The organism is Amycolatopsis sp. NPDC023774, from assembly GCF_040639695.1.
Lineage (GTDB): Bacteria > Actinomycetota > Actinomycetes > Mycobacteriales > Pseudonocardiaceae > Amycolatopsis.
In genome coordinates this window covers 45,387-70,043 of record NZ_JBFAAJ010000013.1, presented here as the reverse complement: position 1 = coordinate 70,043, position 24,657 = coordinate 45,387, and the positions used below count along the sequence as shown (strand labels likewise).

24 protein-coding genes and 1 pseudogene are annotated in these 24,657 nt (G+C 70.1%); 13 read left to right on the top strand and 12 right to left on the bottom strand.

Annotated elements, in window-relative coordinates:
- Positions 1 to 17 precede the first annotated feature (17 nt).
- Positions 18 to 923 (top strand): LysR family transcriptional regulator, encoded by a 906-nt coding sequence (locus AB0F91_RS25590; RefSeq protein WP_360601208.1) that lies wholly within the window; start codon positions 18 to 20, stop codon positions 921 to 923.
- Positions 924 to 927: 4 nt separating this feature from the next.
- On the opposite strand, the gene AB0F91_RS25585 is transcribed toward AB0F91_RS25590, so the two are convergent.
- Positions 928 to 1,476: a DedA family protein gene (locus AB0F91_RS25585; protein WP_360601206.1), complete on the bottom strand. Its 549-nt coding sequence runs from the start codon at positions 1,474 to 1,476 to the stop codon at positions 928 to 930.
- A gap of 129 nt (positions 1,477 to 1,605) precedes the next feature.
- Here AB0F91_RS25585 and AB0F91_RS25580 point away from each other — a divergent pair.
- Positions 1,606 to 2,489, top strand: a pseudogene (locus AB0F91_RS25580) (SDR family oxidoreductase).
- Here the strand turns inward: AB0F91_RS25580 and AB0F91_RS25575 are convergent.
- On the bottom strand, positions 2,480 to 3,451 hold the full coding sequence (locus AB0F91_RS25575) for a YafY family protein (protein WP_360601204.1): 972 nt from the start codon (positions 3,449 to 3,451) through the stop codon (positions 2,480 to 2,482). The pseudogene AB0F91_RS25580 and the gene AB0F91_RS25575 overlap by 10 nt on opposite strands.
- A 13-nt stretch (positions 3,452 to 3,464) precedes the next feature.
- Complete coding sequence (leuA, locus tag AB0F91_RS25570; protein ID WP_360601202.1) at positions 3,465 to 5,252, bottom strand: 2-isopropylmalate synthase; 1,788 nt, start codon at positions 5,250 to 5,252, stop codon at positions 3,465 to 3,467.
- 244 nt (positions 5,253 to 5,496) lie between these two features.
- Here leuA and AB0F91_RS25565 point away from each other — a divergent pair, with 244 nt between their 5' ends.
- On the top strand, positions 5,497 to 5,877 hold the full coding sequence (locus tag AB0F91_RS25565; RefSeq protein WP_360601200.1) for a hypothetical protein: 381 nt from the start codon (positions 5,497 to 5,499) through the stop codon (positions 5,875 to 5,877).
- A 63-nt stretch (positions 5,878 to 5,940) separates the two neighbouring features.
- Here the strand turns inward: AB0F91_RS25565 and AB0F91_RS25560 are convergent, their stop codons facing one another.
- Both AB0F91_RS25560 and AB0F91_RS25555 read right to left on the bottom strand, forming a co-directional pair.
- Complete coding sequence (locus AB0F91_RS25560; protein ID WP_360601198.1) at positions 5,941 to 6,624, bottom strand: hypothetical protein; 684 nt, start codon at positions 6,622 to 6,624, stop codon at positions 5,941 to 5,943.
- A gap of 124 nt (positions 6,625 to 6,748) precedes the next feature.
- Complete coding sequence (locus AB0F91_RS25555) at positions 6,749 to 7,345, bottom strand: nitroreductase family protein (RefSeq protein WP_360601196.1); 597 nt, start codon at positions 7,343 to 7,345, stop codon at positions 6,749 to 6,751.
- A gap of 234 nt (positions 7,346 to 7,579) precedes the next feature.
- On the opposite strand from AB0F91_RS25555, the gene AB0F91_RS25550 reads away from it, so the two are divergent.
- Together AB0F91_RS25550 and AB0F91_RS25545 are read left to right on the top strand one after the other, a co-directional pair.
- Positions 7,580 to 8,845, top strand: a complete 1,266-nt coding sequence (locus tag AB0F91_RS25550) for an aspartate kinase (RefSeq protein ID WP_220244908.1) — start codon at positions 7,580 to 7,582, stop codon at positions 8,843 to 8,845.
- Positions 8,845 to 9,885: an aspartate-semialdehyde dehydrogenase gene (locus AB0F91_RS25545; RefSeq protein ID WP_360601194.1), complete on the top strand. Its 1,041-nt coding sequence runs from the start codon at positions 8,845 to 8,847 to the stop codon at positions 9,883 to 9,885. The genes AB0F91_RS25550 and AB0F91_RS25545 overlap by 1 nt, the downstream gene beginning before the upstream one ends.
- Before the next feature lie 48 nt (positions 9,886 to 9,933).
- On the opposite strand, the gene AB0F91_RS25540 is transcribed toward AB0F91_RS25545, so the two are convergent.
- The 5 genes from AB0F91_RS25540 to AB0F91_RS25520 all read right to left on the bottom strand — a co-directional run bounded on the left by AB0F91_RS25540 (position 9,934) and on the right by AB0F91_RS25520 (position 15,291).
- Complete coding sequence (locus AB0F91_RS25540) at positions 9,934 to 11,157, bottom strand: hypothetical protein (protein WP_360601192.1); 1,224 nt, start codon at positions 11,155 to 11,157, stop codon at positions 9,934 to 9,936.
- Positions 11,158 to 11,213: 56 nt separating this feature from the next.
- A complete protein-coding gene (locus AB0F91_RS25535; RefSeq protein ID WP_360601190.1) occupies positions 11,214 to 12,350 on the bottom strand; it encodes a DUF4034 domain-containing protein in 1,137 nt (378 codons plus the stop codon).
- Positions 12,351 to 12,360: 10 nt separating this feature from the next.
- Positions 12,361 to 13,833 (bottom strand): M48 family metalloprotease, encoded by a 1,473-nt coding sequence (locus AB0F91_RS25530; RefSeq protein WP_360601188.1) that lies wholly within the window; start codon positions 13,831 to 13,833, stop codon positions 12,361 to 12,363.
- 197 nt (positions 13,834 to 14,030) lie between these two features.
- Positions 14,031 to 14,546, bottom strand: a complete 516-nt coding sequence (locus tag AB0F91_RS25525) for a hypothetical protein (RefSeq protein WP_360601186.1) — start codon at positions 14,544 to 14,546, stop codon at positions 14,031 to 14,033.
- Between the two features lie 127 nt (positions 14,547 to 14,673).
- On the bottom strand, positions 14,674 to 15,291 hold the full coding sequence (locus tag AB0F91_RS25520; protein ID WP_360601184.1) for a M48 family metallopeptidase: 618 nt from the start codon (positions 15,289 to 15,291) through the stop codon (positions 14,674 to 14,676).
- Between the two features lie 231 nt (positions 15,292 to 15,522).
- Here AB0F91_RS25520 and AB0F91_RS25515 point away from each other — a divergent pair, with 231 nt between their 5' ends.
- Positions 15,523 to 16,713: an RtcB family protein gene (locus AB0F91_RS25515; protein WP_360601182.1), complete on the top strand. Its 1,191-nt coding sequence runs from the start codon at positions 15,523 to 15,525 to the stop codon at positions 16,711 to 16,713.
- A gap of 50 nt (positions 16,714 to 16,763) precedes the next feature.
- Positions 16,764 to 17,141: a hypothetical protein gene (locus AB0F91_RS25510; protein ID WP_360601180.1), complete on the top strand. Its 378-nt coding sequence runs from the start codon at positions 16,764 to 16,766 to the stop codon at positions 17,139 to 17,141.
- A gap of 1 nt (position 17,142) precedes the next feature.
- Here the strand turns inward: AB0F91_RS25510 and AB0F91_RS25505 are convergent, their stop codons facing one another.
- Complete coding sequence (locus tag AB0F91_RS25505; RefSeq protein WP_360601405.1) at positions 17,143 to 18,300, bottom strand: MFS transporter; 1,158 nt, start codon at positions 18,298 to 18,300, stop codon at positions 17,143 to 17,145.
- Between the two features lie 154 nt (positions 18,301 to 18,454).
- On the opposite strand from AB0F91_RS25505, the gene AB0F91_RS25500 reads away from it, so the two are divergent.
- Together AB0F91_RS25500 and AB0F91_RS25495 are read left to right on the top strand one after the other, a co-directional pair.
- Complete coding sequence (locus AB0F91_RS25500) at positions 18,455 to 19,048, top strand: TetR family transcriptional regulator (protein ID WP_360601178.1); 594 nt, start codon at positions 18,455 to 18,457, stop codon at positions 19,046 to 19,048.
- Positions 19,049 to 19,538: 490 nt separating this feature from the next.
- Entirely contained in the window at positions 19,539 to 20,063 is a 525-nt protein-coding gene (locus tag AB0F91_RS25495; protein ID WP_360601176.1) for a hypothetical protein, read from the top strand.
- 121 nt (positions 20,064 to 20,184) lie between these two features.
- Here the strand turns inward: AB0F91_RS25495 and AB0F91_RS25490 are convergent, their stop codons facing one another.
- Entirely contained in the window at positions 20,185 to 21,246 is a 1,062-nt protein-coding gene (locus tag AB0F91_RS25490; protein ID WP_360601174.1) for an alpha/beta hydrolase, read from the bottom strand.
- A gap of 139 nt (positions 21,247 to 21,385) precedes the next feature.
- On the opposite strand from AB0F91_RS25490, the gene AB0F91_RS25485 reads away from it, so the two are divergent.
- The 4 genes from AB0F91_RS25485 (at position 21,386) to AB0F91_RS25470 (ending at position 24,608) form a co-directional block, all read left to right on the top strand.
- On the top strand, positions 21,386 to 21,928 hold the full coding sequence (locus AB0F91_RS25485; RefSeq protein ID WP_360601403.1) for an NAD(P)H-dependent oxidoreductase: 543 nt from the start codon (positions 21,386 to 21,388) through the stop codon (positions 21,926 to 21,928).
- A gap of 131 nt (positions 21,929 to 22,059) precedes the next feature.
- Positions 22,060 to 22,482, top strand: a complete 423-nt coding sequence (locus tag AB0F91_RS25480; RefSeq protein ID WP_360601172.1) for an organic hydroperoxide resistance protein — start codon at positions 22,060 to 22,062, stop codon at positions 22,480 to 22,482.
- Positions 22,483 to 22,531: 49 nt separating this feature from the next.
- Positions 22,532 to 23,008 (top strand): DNA starvation/stationary phase protection protein, encoded by a 477-nt coding sequence (locus AB0F91_RS25475; RefSeq protein ID WP_360601171.1) that lies wholly within the window; start codon positions 22,532 to 22,534, stop codon positions 23,006 to 23,008.
- A gap of 118 nt (positions 23,009 to 23,126) precedes the next feature.
- Positions 23,127 to 24,608: a hypothetical protein gene (locus AB0F91_RS25470; RefSeq protein WP_360601169.1), complete on the top strand. Its 1,482-nt coding sequence runs from the start codon at positions 23,127 to 23,129 to the stop codon at positions 24,606 to 24,608.
- Positions 24,609 to 24,657 lie beyond the last annotated feature (49 nt).

The following is a 24,657-nucleotide window of genomic DNA, read 5'->3' as shown; positions in this document are numbered from 1 at the left end:
TCGGTAAAGGGGGCATTGTGGACCTCGGAAGACTCCGGACACTGCGGGAGTTCGCGGACCGCGGCAGCGTGACTGCCGCGGCGAGGGCGCTGCACTGCACTCCTTCGGCGGTGTCGCAGCAACTGCGCGCGCTGCAGGCGGAGGTCGGCCTGCCGCTGACCGAGCCGGACGGTCGCGGCCTGCGGCTCACCGACGCCGGCCGGGCGCTCGTCGCACGCGCCGACGAGGTGCTCGCCGCGCTGGATCGGGCGGAATCCGAGCTCGACACGTACCGAAGTGCACCGCGCGGGCGGGTGCGGATCGCGATCTTCCAGTCGGCGGGGCTGATGCTGCTGCCCGGGCTGCTCACGCGCGTCGCGGCGTTCGACGGCCTGGAGGTGGACGTCCGCGATGTCGACATGACGCCTTCGGACGTGCCGGGGCTGGTCGCGGACTACGACGTGGTCGTGACGCACCGGGACGAGCACGCCGGCGAGTTCACCTCCGACCGGCTCGAGGTGGTGCCGCTGCTGCGCGAGCCGCTGGACGTCGCGTTGCCGGCGGGGCACGTGTTGGCGCGGCGGCGCCGGGTGGACCTCGCGGACCTCGCCGATGAACGCTGGATCTCCGTGGACCACGGGTTTCCGGTGGACGACGTGCTGCGGTCGCTGATCGTGCGGACGGGGATGCGGCCGCAGATCGTCCAGCGCATCAACGATTTCCGCATCACCGAACGGCTCGTCGCGGCCGGGCACGGCATCGCATTGCTGCCGCGGTACACGATGGACACGCGGCGGGGCAGTGGTCTGGTCGGGCGTCCGCTGGCGGGGATTCGCGCTGCGCGGCTGGTCGAGGTGGTGTGCCGGCGGGGTGCGTTGACGCGTCCCGCGGTCGCGACGGTGATCGCCCAGCTGCGGGCGGAAGTGGCGGCGTTGACGGGTTAGCTCGCTAGTCGCGGGCGCCGCGGCGGACGCCGAAGGTGATCGCCACGCCCAGTAGCGTCGCGACGCCGAAGGAGAGCAGCATGCTGACCACCGGTTCGTCGATGAGTTCGCCGCCGGCGTAGCCGAGGAAGGCGACGTACGCCGTCCACAGCGTGATGCCGATGGCCGACGCGCTGAAGAACTCACCCATCGGCCAGCGCAGCGAGCCGGCCAGCAGCGCGCCGACCGTGCCGCCCGAGGGCAGCCAGCGGGCGAGGACCAGGATCGGACGCGGGTGGCGGTGGAGGCGACCGTCGAGCCAGGCCAGGCCGGCGGCCATCTTGCGGCGCCGGCTCAGAAGTGCCAGTACACGGGCGCCGCCGAAGCGGCCCAGCGCGTAGAGGGCCTGGTCGCTCACCAGGCATCCGGCGGTGGCGACGGCGATCACCACGGCCAGCGACGTCCCGCCCTGCGCGGCCGCGATGCCCATGCCGAGGATCGTCACCTCGGTGGGCAGCAGGGGCACCAGCGAGACGACGAACAGCACCACGAGCCCTGCCGTCGTTGCGTCCACACTCCCATTAACCGCCGTGCGCGGGCGGATGAGTCCCGTTCACCGAGTACTCACAGCAAGGCACAGGAGGTACACAGCTCGGGTCAACCATGACAGCGGGTGTCATGGTTGACCGCGACCGTGGTCCGCATGAACCTTTCGGGAAAGATCGCCCTCGTCGCGGGTGGCACGCGCGGTGCGAGCCGAGCGATCGCCGTGGAGCTGGGCCGCGCCGGCGCCTTCGTTTACGTCACGGGTCGGACGTCGGGCGCTGAGCGGTCCGAAGTGGACCGGCCGGAGACGATCGAGGAGACGGTTGCTCTGGTCGAGGCGGCGGGTGGCCAGGCCGAGGCCATTCGCGTCGACCACCTGGTGCCGTCCGAGGTCGGGGCGCTGGCCTCTCGGCTGGACCACCTGGACATCCTCGTCAACGGCCTCTGGGGCGGCGACCGCCACCTGGAATGGGGCAAACCCGTCTGGGAACACTCCTTGGACGCGGGCCTGCGCATGATCCGCCTGGCCATCGACGCGCACCTCATCACCAGCCACCATCTGCTGCCGCTGCTGATCGACCGCCCGGGCGGCCTGGTGGTGGAGCTGACGGACGGCACCGCGTCGTACAACGCGAAGTACCGCGCGGGGACCTCGCTGCCGTTCTACCTGGCGAAGTGCTCCGCCCACCCGCTGGCGATCGGCGAAGCCGCCGAGCTGGCGCCGTTCGGCGGCACGGCCGTCGCCTTCACCCCGGGCTGGCTCCGCTCGGAGGCGATGCTGGAGATCTACGGCGTCACGGAAGCGACCTGGCGCGACGCGGTGGCGAAGGAGCCGCACTTCGCGATCTCTGCGGCCGCACGATCGTCGCGCTCGCCGCGGATCCGGACCGGGCCCGGTGGTCGGGTCAGACGGTGAGCAGCGGGCAGCTCGCGCAGGCGTACTCCGTGACCGATGTGGACGGGAGCCGGCCGGACGCCTGGCGGTACCTGGTCGAGGTGGCGGACGCCGGCAAGCCGGCGGAGGTGAGCGGCTACCGCTGAGCGTTGCGGGCGGCGAGCTCGGTGCCGATGTCGGCCAGGGCGGCCCTCAGCTCCGGTGGGTCGAGGACTTCGACGCCGGGGCTGAGGGCCACCAGTTGACCGAGGGCGATCTCGCCGCCCTCAAGCGCGAGTTCCGCGAGGGCCCAGCCGTCGGAGTCCGGCTCGGCCAGGGAGCGGACGGTGTCCGCGAGGTGTTCGCCGCCGAAGACGCGGCGGAGTTCGCGGACGGCGAGGCGGTTCAGGCGGGCCTGCACCCGCACTGGGCGGGAGACCTGTTCGAAGGTCGCGGATGAAGTGCGCCACCAGGTCGGGAGGTCGAAATCGGCCGGGCGGTCGAACTCTTCCGCGAGCTCGTCGGCGTCAAGGATCCGGGAGACGCGATACGTGCGGTAGGCGTTCTCGACCCGCGCCACCAAGTACCAGACTCCCGCCTTCAACACGAGCCCCAACGGCTCCAGCACCCGGTCGGCGACTTTGTCTTTGCGCTGATAGGAAATCGCGAGCCGGCGCTGCGTCCAGACCGCGCGCGAAACCGTGCTCAATGCCGCCGGCTGGTCAGCGCCACCGAACCACCCTGGCGCATCCAGGTGAAACCGGCCGGCCACCAGCGCCGCGTGCTCGCGTAGCTCCGCCGGCATCCCCGCCGAAACCTTCGCCCGGGCGGCACTGCCGGCGGTGTCCAACCCCAACCCGGCCAACGCTTCCGGCGCGCCCAAAGCGAACAGCGCCACGGCTTCCCGTGCGGTCAGCCCCTCGAGGCCGGCCCGCCACCCGTCGACGAGCCGGAAGCCGCCGTGCCGCCCCTGTTCCGTCCACAGTGGAACGCCAGCGTCCCGCAACGCCGCAAGATCGCGGTGCATCGTGCGTTCCGAAACACCCAGCTCGGCGGCGAGCTCGGAGGCGGTCGCGCTGCGGCGGCGCTGCAGCGTGAACAGCAGCGCGACCAGCCTCTCCGCTTTCACCGCACCGACGACATCAGCGGTTCGCCCGGTTGACCGCGCTCACCACCGCGCGCAGTGACGACGTCACGATCGACGGGTCGATGCCCACGCCCCAGAACACGCGGTCGGAGATCGCGCACTCGATGTACGACGCGGCGCGCGAGTCGTCGCCCGGGGTCAGGGTGTGTTCGCTGTAGTCCAGGAGCCGCAGGTCGAAACCGACGGTGGACAGGGCGTCGAAGAAGGCCGCGATGGGGCCGTTGCCGCGGCCGGTGATGTCGTGTTCGTCGCCGTCGACGGTCACCGTGGCTTCGATGTCGTACTCGCCGCCGCCGTTGTCGGTCACGCGCTGGCGCACCAGCTCCAGCGGGGTGCGCGGCTCGAGGTACTCCTTCGAGAACGCGTTCCACATCGTGGCCGGGTCGACCTCGCCGCCCTCGGTGTCGGTGTAGGCCTGGACCACCTTGGAGAACTCGATCTGCAGGCGCCGCGGCAGGTCGAGCTGGTGCTCGGCCCTCATGATGTAGGCGACGCCGCCCTTGCCCGACTGCGAGTTCACGCGGATCACGGCCTCGTACGTGCGGCCGACGTCCTTCGGGTCGATCGGCAGGTACGGGACCTCCCACGGGTAGTCCTCGACCGGCACGCCCGCCTTGTCGGCAGCGTCCTTCAGTGCGTCGAGGCCCTTGTTGATCGCGTCCTGGTGGCTGCCGGAGAACGCGGTGAACACCAGGTCGCCGCCCCACGGCGTGCGCTCGCCCACGGGCAGCTGGTTGCAGTACTCGACGGTGCGCTTGATCTCGTCGATGTCCGAGAAGTCGATCTGCGGGTCGACGCCCTGGCTGAACAGGTTCATGCCCAGCGCGACGAGGTCGACGTTGCCGGTGCGCTCGCCGTTGCCGAACAGACAGCCCTCGATGCGGTCGGCGCCGGCCTGGTAGCCGAGCTCGGCGGCGGCGATGCCGGTCCCGCGGTCGTTGTGCGGGTGCAGCGACAGGATCACCGAGTCGCGGCGCTCCAGGTTGCGGCTCATCCACTCGATCGAGTCGGCGTAGACGTTCGGCGTCGCCATTTCGACGGTCGCCGGCAGGTTCAGGATCACCGGCTTCTCCGGCGTCGGCTGCCAGATCTCGGTGACGGCGTTGCAGACCTCGAGCGCGTACGACAGCTCCGTGCCGGTATAGGACTCCGGCGAGTACTGGAAGCGGAAGTCGGTGTCCGGCTGCTTCGCGGCCAGCTCGACGACCATCTCCGCGGCCTGCGTCGCGATCTTCTTGATGCCCTCGCGCTCCTCCCGGAACACCACGCGGCGCTGCAGGATCGAGGTGGAGTTGTAGATGTGCACGATCGCGCGCGGCGCGCCCTCGAGCGACTTGAACGTGCGCTCGATCAGCTCCGGGCGGCACTGCGTCAGCACCTGGATGCTCACGTCGTCCGGGATGGCGCCCTCGTCGATGATCTCGCGCACGAAGTCGAAGTCCGTCTGCGACGCGGCGGGGAACCCGACCTCGATCTCCTTGTAGCCCATGCGTACGAGCAGGTCGAAGAACTTGCGCTTGCGCGCCGGCGACATGGGGTCGATCAGGGCCTGGTTGCCGTCACGCAGGTCCACCGCGCACCACAGCGGCGCGCGCTCGATGCGCTTCTCGGGCCACGTGCGGTCGGGCAGCTCGATGTTCTCGATCAGCTCGTACCAGGGCTTGTAGCGGTGGACGGGCATCGACGTGCCGCGCTGCGGGTTCCAGCGGGGCTGGTCCGCGGGCGCCGGGCGCGACGGCGTGCGGACCCGGGAGGTGTTCGTGCGGGGATCGTTCGTGGCCATGGGTGAAGACGTCTCCTGACGAGGTGGGTGCTTACGACCGGCACCACAAAGCCCCGCGACGAGGAGCCGGTCTGGTCAGGCCCCGTCGCGGCAGCGAAGCAGGAGAGCACGCGCCACGAGGTCACCTTAACCACGGAACGCGGTCGTTGTGAAGTCACCTCCGCGATCGAACTGTTACGTCCGGTGGCTGCTGGGTGTTACCAGCGGGTAGCGGGCGGGGGTGTGACGTGTCAGACTGCCGAGCATGGGCGAGCACGCCGAACAAACACCTGAGGCGGAGACCAAGCCGCGGCCGAAGCGTGCCGAGATCGACTGGCGGCGCACCCGTGAGCAGGCGTTTTCCTTCCTCGCCACGCTCGTGCGGTGGGTCGGGCTGATCTTCGCCGCGATCCTCGTGCTGTACGTGATCTTCACCGTCGGCGAGGCCAATCCTGACAACGGAATCGTCTCGTTCGTCCGAAGCTGGGCCGACGGCCTCTCGATCGGCTTCAAGGATCTCTTCACCCCGAGTGACGCGAAACTCAGGGTGCTGGTCAACTACGGCATCGCGGCGATCTTCTGGCTCGTGGTGTCCGGGATCGTCGCGAAGATCCTCCGCCGTATCGGCGGTGGGATCTCTTCCTGACCGCGGTCACGGGCCGTTCCCGCCGTGGCGGGAACGGCCCGTTCGCACGGGTTCGGCTCCCGGTCAGCTCTGCCAGGTGATCGGCTTGCTGCCGTAGTCCGTGCCCGGCGCCTGGTCGCTGTAGTCGCCCTCGTTGTACGACGCGCCGGTCACGGTTGTGCCGGCCTGCGCCACCGCGAGCACGCAGCTTTCGTAGGTGGCGCCCTTCGCGGTGAAGTCCTTGCCCGCGTCGCCGCTGTCGCACTTGTCGAACGTGCCGATCACGGACACGCCCTGCGCTTCGGAACCGTCCGGGAGCAGGGCGTTCATCAGTCCGAGCGAGGTGTAGGAGAAGTCCGTGCCGCTCTCGTTCGAGACGGTGACGCGCACGTAGTACGGCGTCATGCCCTTCGCCTTGTCGCCCAGGTCCAGCGGCGCGAGGTCGGCCTCGGTGCCCTTGTCGATCGACTTCACCGTGACGCCGATCGAGCCGGTCTTGTCCTCCGACTTGAACGGCACGATCGCCTTCTCGCCCAGCTTCAGCTTGGTGCCCTGCGGAGTGAAACCACCGGCCGACGTGTTCCCGGTGCCGCCCGACGACGCGGAACTGCTCGTCTCGGGAGCGCTCGCGCTGCTGCTGCTCTGGCTCTGCTGCTGCGCCGGGGCACCGCCCGCGGCCGAAGGCGTGCCGTTCGTCTCGCCCGCACAGCCGGCCAGCGCCAGTACCGCCGCGGAGATCCCCAGGACCGCCAGCACACGACTACGCATGATCGTTCTCTCCTCGTGTCCACCCAGTGTGTTGCCGGCTTCGATGCGGTGCCCCGATCAGCGGTTCCCCGGTCGAGCGACATTACTTAGCGGTGCGAAGCGAATGCGATCAGTCGTCCGCGGTTCAGTCACCCAACGCGGGCGTGCCCCACTCGCCGCTGAACGCGAACTCGCTCAGCGGAAGGCGCTGCCGCGGTTTGAGCTCCCGCTCGATGCGCCGCTCGTCCTCCAGCACGGCGGCCTCGGCGGCGTGGCCCACGGCGATGGCCACGCGCGGCACCGCTTCGTCCGGCAACCCGAACGACGAGCGGACCGCGTCGGGCGAAAAGCCCGCCATCTGGTGCGCGATCAGGCCGAGCTCCACGGCCTGCAGCACCAGGTTCTCGCTCGCCAGGCCGAGGCCGTACTCCGCGTAGGGGACCTCGCCCTTCTCGTTCGCGGTCACCATCACGCCGACGAGCAGCGCGCCCGCGCGGAACGCCCACGCCTGGTTGCCGGTGTTCAACGCGGCCAGGATCCGCGCGAACGTGGTGTCGCCGCGCCGGCCCACGAGGTAGCGCGCGGGCTGGGTGTTGCCGAAGGACGGAGCCCAGCGCGCGGCCTCCAGCAAGGCGGTCAGTTCACGCGGGGACACCTCGGCGGTCGCGTCGAAGGCGCGGGGGCTCCAGCGCTCGGCGACGGCCGGGATCACGGGGACACTCGTTTCTGCGGGTTTGCGCACGTCCCGCACCGTAGTACGGCGGGAGTGCTCTCCATCACTCCGGAGGAAGGACTTCGAACATTTCGGTGGTGTTAAGGAAGATTTACTTCCAACACACCCTCGATCGGTGTGCGCCGCCACTCGATTGAGTGGCGAGCGCGGACGGCCCCGGTAGAGTTTCGCCCAAGTGAAGGGACGCGGGGGCTCCTCGGTGCCCACCAGGAGCAGACCCGGCCCGTCAAGGAGGTTCGGGCTGTGGCCCTCGTGGTCCAGAAGTACGGCGGATCGTCGCTGGAGAGTGCCGACCGGATCAAGCGCGTCGCCGAACGCATCGTCGCCACCAAGAAGGCGGGCAACGACGTCGTCGTGGTGTGCTCGGCGATGGGTGACACGACCGACGAGCTGCTCGACCTGGCGCAGCAGGTGAACCCCGCGCCGCCGGAGCGGGAGATGGACATGCTGCTCACCGCCGGTGAGCGCATCTCGAACGCACTGGTCGCGATGGCGATTTCCGCACACGGCGCCGAGGCGTGGTCGTTCACCGGTTCGCAGGCGGGTGTCGTCACGACGTCGGTGCACGGCAACGCGCGCATCATCGACGTGACGCCGAGCCGTGTCACGGAGGCGCTGGAGCAGGGCTACATCGCGCTGGTGGCCGGGTTCCAGGGCGTTTCCCAGGACACCAAGGACATCACGACCCTCGGGCGCGGCGGTTCGGACACCACCGCCGTCGCGCTCGCCGCGGCGCTGGGCGCCGACGTGTGCGAGATCTATTCCGATGTGGACGGTGTGTACTCAGCCGACCCGCGGATCGTGCCGGACGCGCGGAAACTCGACACGATCCCGTACGAGGAGATGCTGGAGCTCGCCGCGAGCGGTTCGAAGATCCTGCACCTGCGTTCGGTCGAGTACGCGCGCCGCTACGGCGTGCCGATCCGAGTCCGCTCTTCCTACAGCGACAAACCGGGCACCACCGTGACCGGGTCAATCGAGGAGATCCCCGTGGAACAAGCGCTGATCACCGGTGTGGCACACGACCGTTCGGAGGCCAAGATCACGGTCACCGGCGTGCCGGACCACGCCGGGGCGGCCGCCCGGATCTTCCGCGTGATCGCCGACGCGGAGATCGACATCGACATGGTGCTGCAGAACGTGTCCAGCACGATCTCGGGTCGCACCGACATCACGTTCACGCTGTCGAAGGCCAACGGCGCCAAGGCCGTGCAGGAGCTGGAGAAGGTCAAGGGCGAGATCGGTTTCGAGACCGTGCTGTACGACGACCACGTCGGCAAGGTCTCGCTCGTCGGCGCGGGGATGCGCTCGCACCCCGGGGTCACGGCGACGTTCTGCGAGGCGCTCGCGCAGTCGGGCGTCAACATCGAAATCATCAACACCTCGGAGATCCGCATCTCGGTGCTGATCCGCGACGCGCAGCTCGACGACGCCGTGCGCGCGATCCACGAGGCGTTCGAGCTCGGCGGCGACGAAGAAGCCGTCGTGTATGCGGGGAGTGGTCGCTGATGGGCAACGGTCTTCGCGTCGGCGTGGTCGGGGCGACCGGCCAGGTCGGCGGTGTGATGCGGAAACTGCTGGCGGAGCGCGGTTTCCCGGTGGACGAGATGCGCTACTTCGCGTCTTCCCGGTCAGCGGGAACGAAGCTTCCGTGGCAGGGCGAGGAGATCACGGTCGAGGACACCGCCACGGCGGATCCGTCCGGTTTGGACATCGCCCTGTTCTCCGCGGGCGGCTCGACTTCGCGTGAGCAGTCGCCGCGCTTCTCCGCCGCGGGCGTGACGGTGATCGACAACTCGTCGGCCTTCCGCCGCGACCCCGACGTGCCGCTGGTCGTGAGCGAGGTCAACCCGGAAGCCATCAAGGAGGCGCGCAAGGGGATCATCGCGAACCCCAACTGCACCACCATGGCGGCCATGCCGGTGCTCAAGCCCCTCCACGACGAGGCCGGCCTGCTGCGCTTGATCACGAGCACCTACCAGGCCGTATCGGGCAGCGGCCTCGCCGGCGTCGACGAGCTGGCCGCCCAGGTCAACGCCGTCGCCTCCCGCGCCGCCGCCCTGACCCACGACGGTTCCGCCGTGGACTTCCCGGCCCCGGCCAAGTACGTGGCGCCCATCGCGTTCAACGTCCTGCCGATGGCCGGCTCCGTCGTCGACGACGGCTCGTTCGAGACGGACGAGGAACAGAAGCTGCGCAACGAAAGCCGCAAGATCCTGGGCCTGCCGGAGCTGCTCGTGTCGGGCACGTGCGTCCGTGTCCCGGTCTTCTCGGGCCACGCGCTGTCGATCAACGTCGAGTTCGCGCAGCCCATCTCGGTGGAGCGCGCCACGGAACTGCTTTCGGTGGCGCCCGGCGTGCAGCTTTCGGACGTCCCCACACCGCTGCAGGCCGCGGGCAAGGACCCGAGCTTCGTCGGCCGCATCCGTTCCGATCCCGGTGTGCCGGACGGCCGCGGGCTGGCGCTGTTCGTGGCGACGGACAACCTGCGCAAGGGCGCCGCGCTGAACGCGGTGCAGATCGCGGAGCTGGTGGCCGGCAACCGCTGATCCTCGGTGTGAGACAGGGCCGTCTTCCCTCGGGAAGGCGGCCCTGTCTCATCGGGTCGAGCTCAGCTGCCGAACCGGTCGGAAGTCCGGCGACACACCGTGAACCACGAGCAGCAGCCGCAGCGGCAAGACCTCCGGCGGCAGCGCCGCCGCCTCGTCGAGTGCGGTCGTGATCGCCTCCGCACCCGGATCGGCCACGACCAGCTCCGGCGGCCCGGGCCACGCCATGCGCCAGCGCACGACTCCCGCGTCGGCCAGGGCCGCCGTGACGACCAGGGCCAGGCGGTAGCGGACGGAAGCCACGACGTCCGCGGCACCGGGCTTGGCGAGGAACGCGAGCTCACCCGCGGCCAGCCGGTCGAGCGCGGCCCCGAGGGTGAGGCCGCCGAGGACCTCCAGGGCCGCGCGCGTGACCTCGTGCCGCTGGGACAGGTCGGCGAGCGTGTCCCAGTCGGCGCGCGGCATGGCGCGCTGTTCCTCGGAGAGCAGCTGCGCGAAGGCGTGGTCGAGCGTCTCGTCGTCGGCGAGCAGTGCGCTGGCCCGAGGCTCGTCACCGAGGGGGAGCTCGGCGTCGAGCAGCTGCCGGAAGCCCCCCATCGGCCGCGCCGGCAGGAGTCCTGCTCGCAGGCCGAGCGCGGCGTAGCGGACCAGGAACAGCTCCCAGAGCTCTCCGATCACCTCGCGTTCCCACCGCACCTCAGCCGCATCCGGCGCGGCCAGCGCTCGTTCGGCGCAGCGCAGGTAGTACCCGGTGAAAGCCCGCACCGCAGGACGGGCCGGCGCGTTCCAGCGCGGTGCGTGGGCCAGGGTGTCGCGCGTCCGCGAGAGGAACCGCACACCCCACGCGATCGCCGGACGGAGACGGACGTCCTCGCCGAGCGCGCGGCGCACCAACGCGCTCAGCTGCGCCGGGTTCGCCGCCTCGAGCAACGGGACCCCGATGACCAGCCGGCGGCGCGACGCGAGCCGCACCGCGACACCGGCGTCGAGCCGGACGGACGTCGGAGCCTCGACGCCGACGTCGTCCGCCGCGGCGTGCACCAGCTCCCACAACCGCGTCGAAGCGGGCGTGAGCCGGATCGTCGGCGTGGGGTCGGCGCGGGAGCACACTGCGGTCACGAGCGTCGCGAGTCCCGGCGCCACGACGAGCAAGGCCAGCGCCGCGGGGGACATCGCCACGCACAGCACGACCTCCGCCGCGACGAACCCGCCGACGGCGAGGACCACCACCAGCAAGAACGCCACCAGGAGCCCCACGGCACGCAGCGCCATTCGGACCTCCTCGCCCGGTCTTGTCGGATATCGCTCGCGGCGGTGACAACGTTTCGTCACTCCACTGTGGACTTGGCCTTCTCTGCGAGGTGACAGGCCAGGTACCGGATCTTGCGGAACTCGACGACCGGTCCCTTCTTGCCGTACGCCCACATCGTGGCGTCGGCGTGCACTCCGAGCTGCCGGAATTGTTCCACGGCCTCCTCGCCGCGCCCGAGCTCCACCAACGCCCGCGCGGCGTATGCCCGGCTCGTCGCCGTGCCCGAAGCGTCGCGCCCCTCGCCTTCGAGCCAGGGCAGCAGCCGGTCGACGGCCGGAGCGACCAGCGGGTTCCGCCACGCGTTCTCGACCCCGAGGTACTCCGCCTCGTGCGCCGCGGCCAGCGGCAGCCACGCCAGCTTCGGGTGCTTCGCCGCGCCTTCTTCGGCGAACGCCCACATCAGCTCGTGCGACCCGAACCACTTCTCGCACCAGTACTGCAGCGCGGAGCCGTGCGCGGGCAGGTTCAGCGGGTCGCGAGCGACCAGGTCCTTCCACACCTCGCGGAACGCGTCGTTGTCGTACTGCCGGCCGCGAGCGACCGCCAGCATCGTCACCCACGGGGTGGGGTCTTCGGGGGCCAGCGCCGCCGCTTCGCGGGCCGCGGGCACGGCGGTCTCGAGGATGGCGAAGAACTTCTGGAACTGCTCGCGGCTCACGTGCTCGGCCCGCAGCCCGCTGCGGACCTGCCAGGCCAGCTGCACGAGACTCTCGGCGTTGACCGCGGCGGCGTCCGCGTCGCCCGGCCGCTCGCTCTGCCAGCGTTCCAACCCGGCCTCGTCGTTCGCCGCCACCTCACCGAGCTGGCGGATGAGGTAGGTGCGCCGGTCCCAGTCGGTGCCGATCTCGGTCAACAGCCCCGCCGCCGGCTCCCAGCCGCCGGTCACGAATGCCTTCCTGGCCGCGTCGATCTCGCGGTCGCGGTTGAAATCGGCGGCCGTGACCTCGTTGTCCGGCGGCAGGCCGAACCGGGTGACGTCGGGCATCTCGATCTTCGGCGCCTTCTTGTCCGGCGCGACGTAGCGGGCCAGGTCCTCGCGGCTGAGCGAAGCGGTGAACTCCGCGACGCTCATCCCGCGTTCCCGGGCGGCCTTGGCCAGGGCGAACGCGGTCTTCCGACGTCTCGAGTCGAACAGCAGGCCTACGAGTCTCATGGGTTTCCTCTCAAGAACGGATCGGGTCGGGTTCGGCGGCGGGCAGCAGCGCCCGCAACCCGGCGGTGTCCCCGGTGACGGCGGCATCGAGCGCCGGGGTGAGTGATTCGGCGTACGGCTCGTCGAGCGCCAGCTCGGCCGGCCCGGACCACGAGAGCGTCCAGTGTGCGAGGCCTGCGGTGGCGAGTTCCGAGACGACCACAGTGGACAGTCGCGAGCGGGCGGACTCGCCGAGGAGTTCCCGGCGCGCTCGCGGGCCGGCACCGGCGGGCACCTTCAGGTCGGGATCGGCCAGGTCTTCCAGCCGGCCGGCGTCGAGTGCGTCGAGGAGGTCCCGAGGCGAACGGCCGCTCAGGATCTTCGTCGAGTTTTCGCTGAACTGGTGCCGGGTGGCGGCGTCGACGAGGGTCGGCCAGTCCGTCGGCTTCTTCCGGCGGGCCTCGGTCGACAGGCCGGTGAGCAGCGCTTCGTCGAGAGTCGCGGCAGCGTTGTGGAGGACCTCGGTCGCCGGCCGCTCGCCGCCTTCCGCCACCGGCACGACGGGTGCCGCTTCGATTACCGCGATGCGCTCGAGCGTGGCGGGGTGGCTGTCGTACCGCGAGACCTCGCGTTGCGGCGGGTTCTGCCGCACCTTGTCGATCTCCACCCCGCGGCTGTCGTCGGCCAGCAGCTGCCGGTAGCCCTCGGCCAGCCGGGCCGGCACGTAGCCGGCCGTCCAGCCCATCGTCGCGTACGTGTTCAGGAAGAACCGCCACACCACGGCGAGCGCCTCGATCTCGCGCAACGCGCTGCTCGCCGCGGTAGTGCCCGCGACCCGGGCGGCCGCGGCGTCGGCGGCGAGCTCCTGGTCGCGGCTCACCCGCATCGACACGGCGAAGTAGAGCTTGGCGTAGGCATGGAACAGCGAGCGCAGCATTCGGCCGAACCAGCTGGTGCCGTTCAGTCCATTCACGACTCGGCCGATCGTCTGCCGCCCGCGGTAGGTCGCGCCGCCGAAGCGGGTGTCGCGGTTGCTGTAGTGCGCGAGCTCGTGGCCCAGCACCGCGCGGAACTGGTCGATCCGCAGGCCGGCAAACAGCTGTGCGCCGATGAACAACCGGCGCCGCGTCACCCGCAGGCCCAGCCACCGCGTCTGTTCGTTCACGGCCGCGTTGACCTGCGGCACCAGGTAGATCTCGTCCGGCGGTCGGGTGCCGACGGCGTCGGAGAGCTCGCGGACGAGCGCCCACAGCTCGGGCTGCGCTTCGGGCGTCACCGGTAGCCCTGAGCCGCCGTCGTCGTGGGTGCGTTCGATGGTGAACAGGGCTTGCAGCAGCACGTAGACCGCCGGCACGGCGATGACCGCCAGCCGGAGCCCGATGCTCGGCGAGTCGCGGATCGCCCAGACCTCGGCCACGACGATCGCGGCGACGATCACCAGCACGAGGACCGGAAATCCGGCCAGCAGGACAACAGCGAGCAACGCTCGCGAAGAGTTCTTCATGGAAAAGTGGAATCCTCCCAGGCGGCGCTTCGAGCGCCGGGCTCGATCATCCTGGCGGATATCGGCGGAAACCTCGATTTCGTTTCGCTCACGAAACGACGTTGTCTGCGCTACTCCGGCAAATCGTGCGATTCGGACGATTGTTCCCGCGGCTCCGGTCGATCCATTGTGGAGCGGGCTCCCGTTCGGCTCGGGAATCAGGCAGCCGGAACGCGGCTGCGCTCGCTCAGCAACGCGCGCAGGGCAGCGATGTCCCCGGCCACGGCGGCATCGATCGCGGGGAAGAGCGCTCCGCTGAGCCGCGGGGTCAGCCTGAGCGCGGTCGTCTTCGACCACGAGATGGTCCACCGCGCCCCGCCCGCGCCGGCAGCCTGCGACAGGGCCACGACCGACAGCCGGACGCGAGCGGACTCGGTCACGAGTTCCCGGCGAGTCCGTCGGTCCGCGTCGGCGGGGATCGGCAGGTCGGGATCGGCCAGGTCGTCCGGCCGTCCGGCGTCCAGCGCGTCGAGCACGTCGCGCGCCGAGCGGTCCCGCAGGACTTGCGCCGCCAGCTCGCCGAACTCGTGCCGTGACGAGACGTCGGCGAGGGTGTCCCAGTCGGTGCGCTGTTTTGTGCGGCCTTCGTCCGACATTTCGGCGAACCACGCGGCGTCGAGGACCTCTTCGGCGTCGCGGAGGAGCTCGCTCGCCGGCCGGTCCTCCCCCCGCACGCCGGGATGAGGCCGGCCGCTTCGAGCACTCTGATGCGCTCGGCCGTAGGCGGGCGACTGTCGAACGGCGACGCCTCGGGCGGGTTCTGCCGCGGCTGTGCCGGCTCCTGGGCGCGGGTTTCGTCGGTCAGCAGCGGCCGGTATCCCTCGGCGGGCCGGTCAGGCAGGTAACCGGCGTCCCAGCCGCGCCGACACGGGCGAAGTACACCCAGCCGTAGCCCTGGAACAGCGGATGCAGCAGCCGGCTGAACCACGACGCCCCGTCGAGTCCACTCAGGACTCGCGGGATCGCCACCCGCCCGCGGTAGGTCGCACCGGAGAACCGGGTGTCGCGGTTGCTGTAGTGCGCGAACTCGTGGCCGAGCACGGCCCGGAGCTCGGCCACGCCCAGGCCCACGAACAGCAGGGCGCCGATGAACCGCGTGCGCACTGTGACGCGTAGCCCGAACCAGACCGTCCGCTCGTGCACCGCGGCGTTCGCCCGGTTCATGATCCGGATCTCGTCGGGCGGCGCGGTGCCGACGGTTTTCGCCAGTTCGCGAACCAGTGCCCACAACTCGGGTTGGGCCTCTGCGGTGACCGGAAGACCCGGGGCGTCGCCTGCGTGGTCGAACGTGCACAGCGCCCGCAGCAGCACATAGGTCGCGGGCGCGGCGAAGACTGCGAACTCCAGCCCGTGGGAAAGCCGGTTGCGGAACGCGAACACCTCCACCACGACGATCCCGGCGACGAGCGTCAGTACCAATACCGAAACCCGGCCAACAGGACGATGGCGGCCAGCGCGCGAAAAGAGTTCTTCATGGACCGACGGTTCCTTCCGCGGGGCGCTTCGGGCGCCGGGCCGGTCATCGTGCCCGAAATCGCCGGGAGCCTCGATTTCGGTTCGCCCGTGAATCCGCCGCGGCGAAAACCCCTGGCGCCATCTCGTCCTCCCAGGGGATGCTCTTCGAAGAATCCCAGCCAGGAAAGGAAAGTCATGTACACGGCGGTAGACGGTGCTCGCGTCCCGATCCGGATGTGGGCCGACCCCACGTCGGTCGAGGAACAAGCCATGCGCCAGCTGCACAACGTCGCCAATTTGCCTTGGGTGCACGGCGTCGCGGTGATGCCCGACGTCCACTACGGCAAGGGCGCCACCGTGGGCAGCGTGATCGCCATGCGTGACGCGGTGTCCCCGGCGGCGGTGGGCGTCGACATCGGGTGCGGGATGAGCGCGGTACGCACGTCGCTGACCGCGGCGGACCTGCCCGATGACCTCGGTCGGCTGCGGCGGCGGATCGAGTCGGCCGTGCCGGTGGGGTTCGGGCTGCACAAGACGCCCGTGAACCCCGCGAAGGTCCACGGCGTGGGCGGCTGGGACGCGTTCTGGAAGTCGTTCGGCGACCTCCACGAGGGCGTGCAGGGCCTGCACGACCGCGCGGCGCGCCAGATCGGGAGCCTCGGCGGTGGGAACCACTTCATCGAGGTCTGCCTGGAACAGGGTGGCGCCGACGAGGGCCGCGTGTGGCTGATGCTGCACTCGGGTTCGCGCAACATCGGCAAGGAGCTCGCGGAGCGGCACATGGCCGTCGCGCGCAAGCTGCCGCACAACGCGGACCTGCCCGACCGCGACCTCGCCGTGTTCGTCGCGGGCACGCCCGAGATGGCGGCCTACCGTCGTGACCTGTTCTGGGCGCAGGACTACGCGGCGCGCAACCGGGCCACGATGGTGGCGCTGGTCAAGCTCGCCGTCGCTGAGGTCATCCAGGGGACGACGTTCGACGACGCGATCAGCTGCCACCACAACTACGTCGCCGAGGAGACCTACGACGGCGTCGACCTGCTCGTGACCCGCAAGGGCGCGATCCGGGCCGGCGCGGGTGACCTCGGGATCATCCCGGGCAGCATGGGCACCGGCTCCTACATCGTGCGCGGGCTCGGGAACACGGCGTCGTTCGAGTCGGCTTCGCATGGTGCGGGGCGGCGAATGTCGCGGACGAAGGCGCGCAAGACCTTCACCGCGGCCGACCTGGCGGCCCAGACCGACGGCGTCGAGTGCCGCAAGGACACCGGCGTGGTCGACGAGATCCCGGCGGCCTACAAGGACATCGACGCGGTGATCGAGGCGCAGACCGACCTCGTGGAGGTCGTGGCGCACCTCAAGCAGGTCGTCTGCGTGAAGGGGTGAAGGTGCTCGCGGGGCCGGTTCGGGCCCCGCGAGCCCGCTACCCTTGAGCCATGACGAGGTGGGGAGCGGTGGTCGCGTTGGCGGCCGCCGGAGCGTTGCTGGCCGGGTGTGACCAGGTCAACTCCGCGGTGGACACGGCCAACTCGACGGCCGACAAGGTCAGCGCGTGCACACAGGCGCTGGGGCTGGCGGACCTCAACCCGCTGGTCGACCCCGACAAGCTGAAGGCCCGCGCGCAGGACAAGGAACAACGCCTGCGCGCGCTGGCCGCAGACGTGCAGGAGCAGGACGTGAAGAACGCGCTGCTCGGCATGGCCGACTCCTACGTCGAGGTGCAGAAGGAGCACATCCAGGACGCCGGCGTGGTCGCCGCTTGGGCCAAGCGGAACGTCGCGAAGCTCGACGCGCTGCGCAAAGCCTGCAGCTGACTCAGCGGCGCGCCTGAACGGCCGCCGCCATCGCCGGCGCCGTGGCTGCCCGGCGCCGGTGCGTCCACAACAGGCCCGCCGCGGCCAGGACCAGACCACCGGCGCCCGCGGCGACGAAGCCCCACGCCGGGCTCGAGTGGTCGATCGCGAAGCCCACCACAGGGCTGCCGGCGGCCAGCCCGAGCCGTGTCGACGCGTCCTGCAGTCCCATCGCCTCGCCGCGCACGGCCGGAGGCGCGAGGGCGCTCACCGTCTCGGTCGTCGCGGCCAGCGTCGGCGCGCAGAGCACGTTCGTCGGGATCAGCACGAGCATCAGCAGCCACCACGGCTGGTCCGCCAGCCCCACCGGCAGCACCAGCGCCGCGAGCAGCAGCATCAGCACCCCCTGCGGCAACGACTTCTTCACGGCGCCGTGCACGATCCCGCCGAGCATCGAGGCCGCGCACATCACCGCGATGACCAGGCCGGTCCAGCCGACGTCGCCGTGGGAGCGCAGGGCCGCCAGCGTCGCGACCTCTGTGCCGACCAGGCAGAACAGTGCGCCTGCGGCCACCAGCAGCGTCGCGAGCAGCCGGCCGGTGAGCCACGACCGCAGCGGCGGCCGGACGGAGCCGACGGGGGCGAGCTCGTCCTCGTTCCGGATGGGCGGGTTGAGCAGGAAGATGAGCAACGCCGTGCCGCCGAAGAGCACGCCGATGCCGCTGAGCGTGAACGTGGCCGACAGCGACGTGATCGCCGCGATGCCGGCCGCCGGGCCGATCATGAACGACGCTTCGACCAGGATCGTGTCGAGCGAATAAGCCGCGCGCCGGTGCTCGGCGGGCACGAGCGCCGCGAGGATCTGGCGTGCCAGCGAGCCCGCCGGCACGGACAGGAACCCGGCGGGCAGCGCGCACGCCACCAGCACCGCGTAGGAGAGGTGGGGCGCCGCGACCCAGAAGGCCGTGGACGCGACGCCGCAGACGCCGACCACCGGACGCAGGCCGTAGCGGTCGATCGTGCGCCCGAGCAATGGCGCGCCCAGCGCCATGCCGAGCGTGGTGGCGGCGCCGACGACGCCGGCCGCGCCGTAGCCGTGGCCCAGGTTGGTGACCACGTAGAGGGTGAGCGTGACGCCGGTCATCGTCATCGGCAGACGGGCGAAGAACATCAGCACCATCGACGGACGGACGCGGGACAGCGTCAGCACCTGGCGGTACGGCTCGAAGGGCACGTACCTCATGAGAGCAAATCCTGGTACGCGCGTGCAACTTCTTTTGAGGCGATCTTCGTGACAGTTGCTCTCAAACGAGAGCGACAGCGACAATCGCCGCATGACCCCGGCTGAACCGACAGGTCTGCGCGAACGCAAGAAGGCCCGCACGCGCGAAGCGATCCAGCGGCACGCGCTGCGGTTGTTCCAGGAGCAGGGCTACGCGACGACCACCGTCGAGCAGATCGCGGCGGCCGCGGACATCTCGCCGAGCACGTTCTTCCGCTACTTCGCGACGAAGGAGGCGACGGTCCTCTACGACCGCATCGACCCGCTGCTCGTCGAGGCCGCCCGCCGGCAGCCCGAGGAGCTGACGCTGCTCGGGGTCGTCCGCGCGACGCTTCGCGAGGTGTACGACAACCTGCCGCCCGAGGTATGGGCCGAGGAGCGGCGCCGGCAGCTGCTCGTGTTCTCCGTGCCGCAGCTGCGCGCGAAGATGATGGACAACTACGTCTCGGGCATCACGATGCTCGTCGAGCTGGCGGCCGAACGGACCGGTCGCGCCGGCGGCGACTTCGAGGTCCGCAACTGGGCGGGGGCGGTCGTCGGCGTCATCCTCTCCACGGCGCTGGCGGCCGCGGCGGATCAGAGTGCCGATTTCGTGGCCCTGTTGGAACGCGCGTTCACGCACCTCGAAGAAGGCCTGCCGCTCTGAATCGCGGCAACTCGCAATCCTGACGCGAAACAATTCGCGAATGTTTTTGCGCATCCGTGTGCTGACCTCGGGGTGCGCGGTTCGGTGCGTTTTCGTGCGCTGTTTCCGCTGGTCTGCGTGGCGGAGATCCGGCCGTGACCCGGCTACTCCGCCTGTGGCGGTGCATGCGTGGGGGACACCCCGACCGGAGCAGTGGCGACACGCGGTCCGACGGAGTGATGAGGGTAAACGATCACGCAATACACCTGTTTGGGTGAGCAACAGGGGCATTCGTGGCGGACGGCTACTCCGAGTCCGTTTCATGATCGGTCATGATGATCTTCAGGGGGATGGGCAAGCCGTCCACGTTAATCAATTGCGGGCATGTTCCCGAAAGACGGATCCGGCACGTAAGGGTTAGAAAATGTCCTATCCGGTGATCGGCTGGTGCTGGGTCGACACGGCGGGTATCGATTTACCCGTCAGGTCTCCAGAGGCCAGGAGGTAAGGAATGAAAGGCAAGATTGGGCGGATCATCGCCTTGGTAGCCGCCGGCAGTCTGCTGGCCGTCGGCACCTCGGGGATGGCCTCGGCGAGCCCTGCGGGTGGCAAGGGCTCGTCGTCCACCGAGGCGGTCGGCGCGCAGGTGCTCCAGATGCGGGACGACCTGACGAAGGCCGCGTACGCCGGCAACGTCGGTCTCACGCGTGCCGACTTGGACAAGCTCAGCCCTGTCCTCGGCGACCTCGCCGCGGGCAAGCGCTACACGATCCAGTCGGAGACGCAGCAGCTTTCGTCGGCGGCCAAGGGCCGTGCGGATGAGTCCAGCCGCCTGCTGGCCGACCCGTCGGCGTCGCCGCGTCAGCTCCCGCCGCTGCCGCTCCCGCCGATCCCGGACCTGCCCGGTCCGCTGAAGATCGTGAGCGACCTGCTCAAGGCCCTGCTGGGTGCCGTCACCGGCATCCTGGGCGGACTGCTCGGCTCAGTGCCGGTGCCTCCGCTGCCGGTGCCGCCGTTGCCCGTCCCGGGCGCGTAGCAACCACCCCCGGAGCCCGGGGTTTTCGGAGCCTGGTGCGGTTCGCCGCACCAGGCTCCGGTGGTTTCCGGGGCTGTTTCCTTCGACGGTCGACGCTGGCGTCGATCCCCGTCGCCCGGGGCTATTTCTCCTTCTGCTGCCGTGCCAACCCCAGCCGCAACGCGCCGGCCAGCTCGGCCGTCGCCTCGCGGAACCGGGAGCCGACGCCGGTGAAGTTCAGGAACCCGTGGATCAGGTCCGGCTGACGGCTCACCGCGACCGAGACCCCGGCCTCACGCAGCTTCTCCGCGTACGCCTCGCCCTCGTCGCGCAGCGGGTCGAAGCCCGCGGTCATGATGAACGCCGGCGGAAGTCCACTGTGGTCGGTCGCGACGAGGGGTGACAGACGCGGATCAGCCTTGTCGGTGCCGGCCGGGACGTAGTGGCCCTCGAACCAGGTCATCGACTCGTCGGTGAGGAACAGCTTCTCGCCGAAGATCTCGCGCGAGCGGCGCCGTGTCGTGAAGTCCACCGCGGGGTAGATCAGCAGCTGGAACGCCGGCGCCGGTCCGCCGCGCCGCACCGCCGCCAGAGTCAGGGCTGCGGAGAGGTTTCCGCCCGCGCTGTCGCCGCCCACGGCGATTCGGTCGGCGTCCGCGCCGAGCTCGATGGCATTCGCGTGGGCGTAGTCGAACGCCGCCAGCGCGTCTTCGAACGGAGTCGGGAACGGGTGTTCAGGCGCCATGCGGTACTCCACCGACAGCACACGCACGCCGGCGTGCTTCGCGAGGTAGCGCGCGGCGTTGTCGTGCGTGGCGCGGGAGCCGACCACCCAGCCGCCGCCGTGGAAGAACACGAGCAGCCCGGACGGTTCCGGCAGCCCCGCGGGCGTGTAGAGGGTGGCGTCGAGCGACGCGTCGGCGGATGGGATCACCACGTCGCGCACGGCCACGGGCTCGATCGTCTTGCCGCTCACCAGGTGGCGGCCGAGCTCGAGCCCGAGACGCGAGCCCTCGACCGTCTCGCCGACGAGCGCGGTGCCGGTGAGCTGCTGCAACCGCAGCAGGAGCTGCGCGTCGAGGGCGAGCTCCTGCCCGTCGCGCCGCAGCGGCGGGCCGGCGATGAGCCGCCGGACGGGCCGGGGCAGCCAGAAGACCAGCTGCGCGGCGGCGGCCTGGGCGCGGACCTGGAGCGGGATCGCCATCGTTCCTCCTCGGCTGTGGGCCCCGACGTTACTTGTCAGTAAGTAGGGGGTCCAGCTGTGATCGAGAACTCCGTCCCAAATCCTGGTCCTCCACTTTAGTCGAGGGGTTAGCCTCGGGGACGTGACTTCAGCCAAGACGGTGCTCGGGATCGGCGGCTCGTTGCGCGACGGCTCGCAGTCCGAGCGCGCTCTGCGGATCGCCCTCGACTCGGCGGCCGAGCTGGGGGTGGACACCGCGCTGATTCCTGGGCCGGAGCTCGTGCTGCCGTTCTACGACGCGGCCGCGGGCGAGCGCGACGACCGCGCGACGCGGCTGATCGAGAGCATCCGCCGCGCCGACGGCCTGATCGTGGTTTCCCCTGGTTACCACGGCGCCCTGTCCGGGCTGGTCAAGAACGCCTTGGACTACGTCGAGGACCTGCGCGAAGACACCCGCCCCTACCTCGACGGCCGCCCGGTCGGCCTCGCCGCCGTCGCCTTCGGGTGGCAGGCCGCCGTCACCACGCTCGACCAGCTGCGCACGATCACGCACGCGCTGCGCGGCTGGCCGACCCCGCTGGGTGGTTCGATCAACTCCGCCGAGACCAAGTTCGACGAGTCCGGTGGCGCCTCCGACGACAAGAGCGTGCGCACGCTGCGCCTGATCGGCCGCCAAGTGGCCGAGTTCACCCTGTCGCGCTGAGGTTTCAACCGCCGGATGCCGGGTATTCCCGGCGTGATGCCTGCCATGTGGTGGCAAGGTTCCGCTGATGCGGAACGTTGTTATCAATGAGACGCTGAGCCAGGCGTCCCGACGAGGAGGTAGGCGAAGGAATGGCTGACGCGATCTACACCGCGGCCGCGACCGCGCGAGGCGAGGGCCGCAACGGCGAGGTGACCTCGTCCGACGGGGTCATCGACGAGTCGCTCGCAGTGCCGAAGGAAATGGGCGGCCCGGGCGGTGACAAGACCAACCCCGAGCAGCTGTTCGCCGCCGGCTACTCCGCCTGCTTCCACAGCGCGCTGCAGGCCGTGGCCCGCGCGGGGAAGGTGCAGCTGCCGGAGTCGACGGTGACCGCCGAGGTCAGCCTGTACAAGCAGGAAGTGGGCTTCAAGCTGGGCGTGGCCCTGAACGTCGCGCTGCCCGGCATGGACAAGGCCCAGGCCGACGACCTCGTGGCCCAGGCGCACCAGGTCTGCCCGTACTCGAACGCGACCCGGGGCAACATCGAAGTCGCGCTCACCACCACGGTCTGAGCCCGTTCCCGGCCTTCTTCCACCACCACGACACAGAAAGGACACCCCGATGGTCAACTCTCCCATCAAGAGCCCGCTCAGTGACGCCGACAAGGAGATCACGGGCAACGCCCTGCAGGCGACGCTCGTCGACCTCGTGGACCTTTCGCTGATCGCGAAGCAGGCCCACTGGAACGTCGTGGGCAAGAACTTCCGCAGCGCCCACCTGCAGCTCGACGAGCTCGTGGCCACGGCCCGCCAGTACGTCGACGAGGTCGCCGAGCGGGCCAACGCCATCGGCATCTCGCCCAACGGCAAGGCGAAGACCGTCGTAGAGAGCTCGGGTGCCCCGGAATACCCCGACAACTGGCAGTCGGTGGAAACCACGGTGGACGCCATCGTCGACATCCTGGCGACGCTCATCGCGCGCCTCCGCAAGCGCATCGACGAAACCGACAAGAGCGACCTGGTCACGCAGGACCTGCTGATCGAAATCACGCGCGCCTTGGAAGAGGCGCACTGGATGTGGCAGGCGCAGCAGGCCTGACGGTTCTCGCTCACGGGCCGCTCACCCTTCGGGGTGGGCGGCCGTTCTTCGCCGCGAGAGGACCGTTCGCGCCACCTGGCACGGGCCTTTCCGCCCGCTTCCGTGTTCACTTGAGGGCATGCCCGCTCTCCACCCGCCGCTGGATCGGCAGCAGCTCGGTCATCTCAGGCACTTCGACAACCTCTCCCGCCAGTTCCGCAACGACTGGTCCTTCATGCAGGGCAAGGGAACCGGCCAGGACGACTTCGGCGGCTACCGGTTCCAGCTCGCCTACATGGCGTACGCGCTGGCCCTGACGCACCGGCACCGGCTGCCTGCCGCGCCCGGGTTGTTCCGGCCGACGTTGCGGCGGCTCGTCGAGAAGATCCTGCTGCCCGAGGTGTGGCTGTACTGGCGCGACGTGAGCCGCGGCGGGGCGGTGGTCAACGCGCACCTCGGGGAACTCAAGGAGGAGTGGGATCCGGTGGTGCGGGACAACATCATGTACAGCGCGTACGTGCAGTCGATGGCACTGCTGCACGACTACCTCTTCGCCGCCGAAGAGTTCGCGGCGCCGGGGTCGCTGACGTTCGAGCACTGGTCGTACTTCTGGGGCGGCGAGGAGAAGCGGTTCCCGTACGACCGTGAGTCGCTCAACGACCACATCTACTGGCAGATGGTGGAAAACGGCTACCTGGGCGTGGCGTGCGAGCCCAACTGCGTGTTCCAGATCTGCAACCAGCCCGCCATCCTCGGCTTCCGCCTCCATGACCTGATCACGGGCGGCAGCCGTGCCGAGGAGGTCGTCGCCGGCTACGAGCGCGCGTGGGCCGACTTCGGCCGGCTCGACGAATCGGGCCACTACAACCTGATGGTCACCGCCGACTCGAAGCGCGTGCGGCCGAACGAGGCGCCGTCGCCGTGGGTGGACGCGTGGTGCGGCGCGCTGATGAACATGTGGAACCGCGACTTCGTCCACGACGGTTACCCGGAGCAGGTCAAACGGTTCCTCGTCGACGGGCCGGACGGCACGCTGTCCGTCCGTTCGGCGCCGGCGCGGGAAGTGATGGGGCAGCCCGTCATCACGGACACGTGCGACTTCGGCTGGGTGGCGGCGTGGGCGTCGGAGATGGGTGACGCCACCACGCTCGACAGCCTGCTCGCCCACGCCGACCGCTTCATGAACCCGACCTGGCGCGAAGGCGGCCTGTACTACCCGCGCAACGACACCCCGGCCGACGCTGACGGCAACCGCACCGAGATCGAGCCGATGAGCGGCAACGTCCTGCTCGGATACGCCCGCCTCAACACCCCGGACGGGCTCTGGGGCCTGTACACCAACCCGTGGCCGGCTGGCCATTTCGAGGAGCCGGCGCTGACGGTCGTCGATCGCGACGTCGAGGTCAGCCAGGCGGAGGTCGTCGACGGCGTGCTGCGCGCCCGGCTGCGGCGCACGCCGGACGTGCCGGGTGAGGGCACCGTGACGATCGGCCGTGTCCCGGGCGCGTGGAGGGCCCGGCTCGACGGGGTTGAACATTCAACCTTGGACCGGACCGAAGCCGGCCTGGTCTTCCGGTGCGGTCCCGAAGCGCAGGTGCTGGAGGTGGAGCCGCTGGGCTGACGAGCCGCCCGGCCGGGTGTCGGGAGCTGTCACGGGCGGGGTGCGGCAG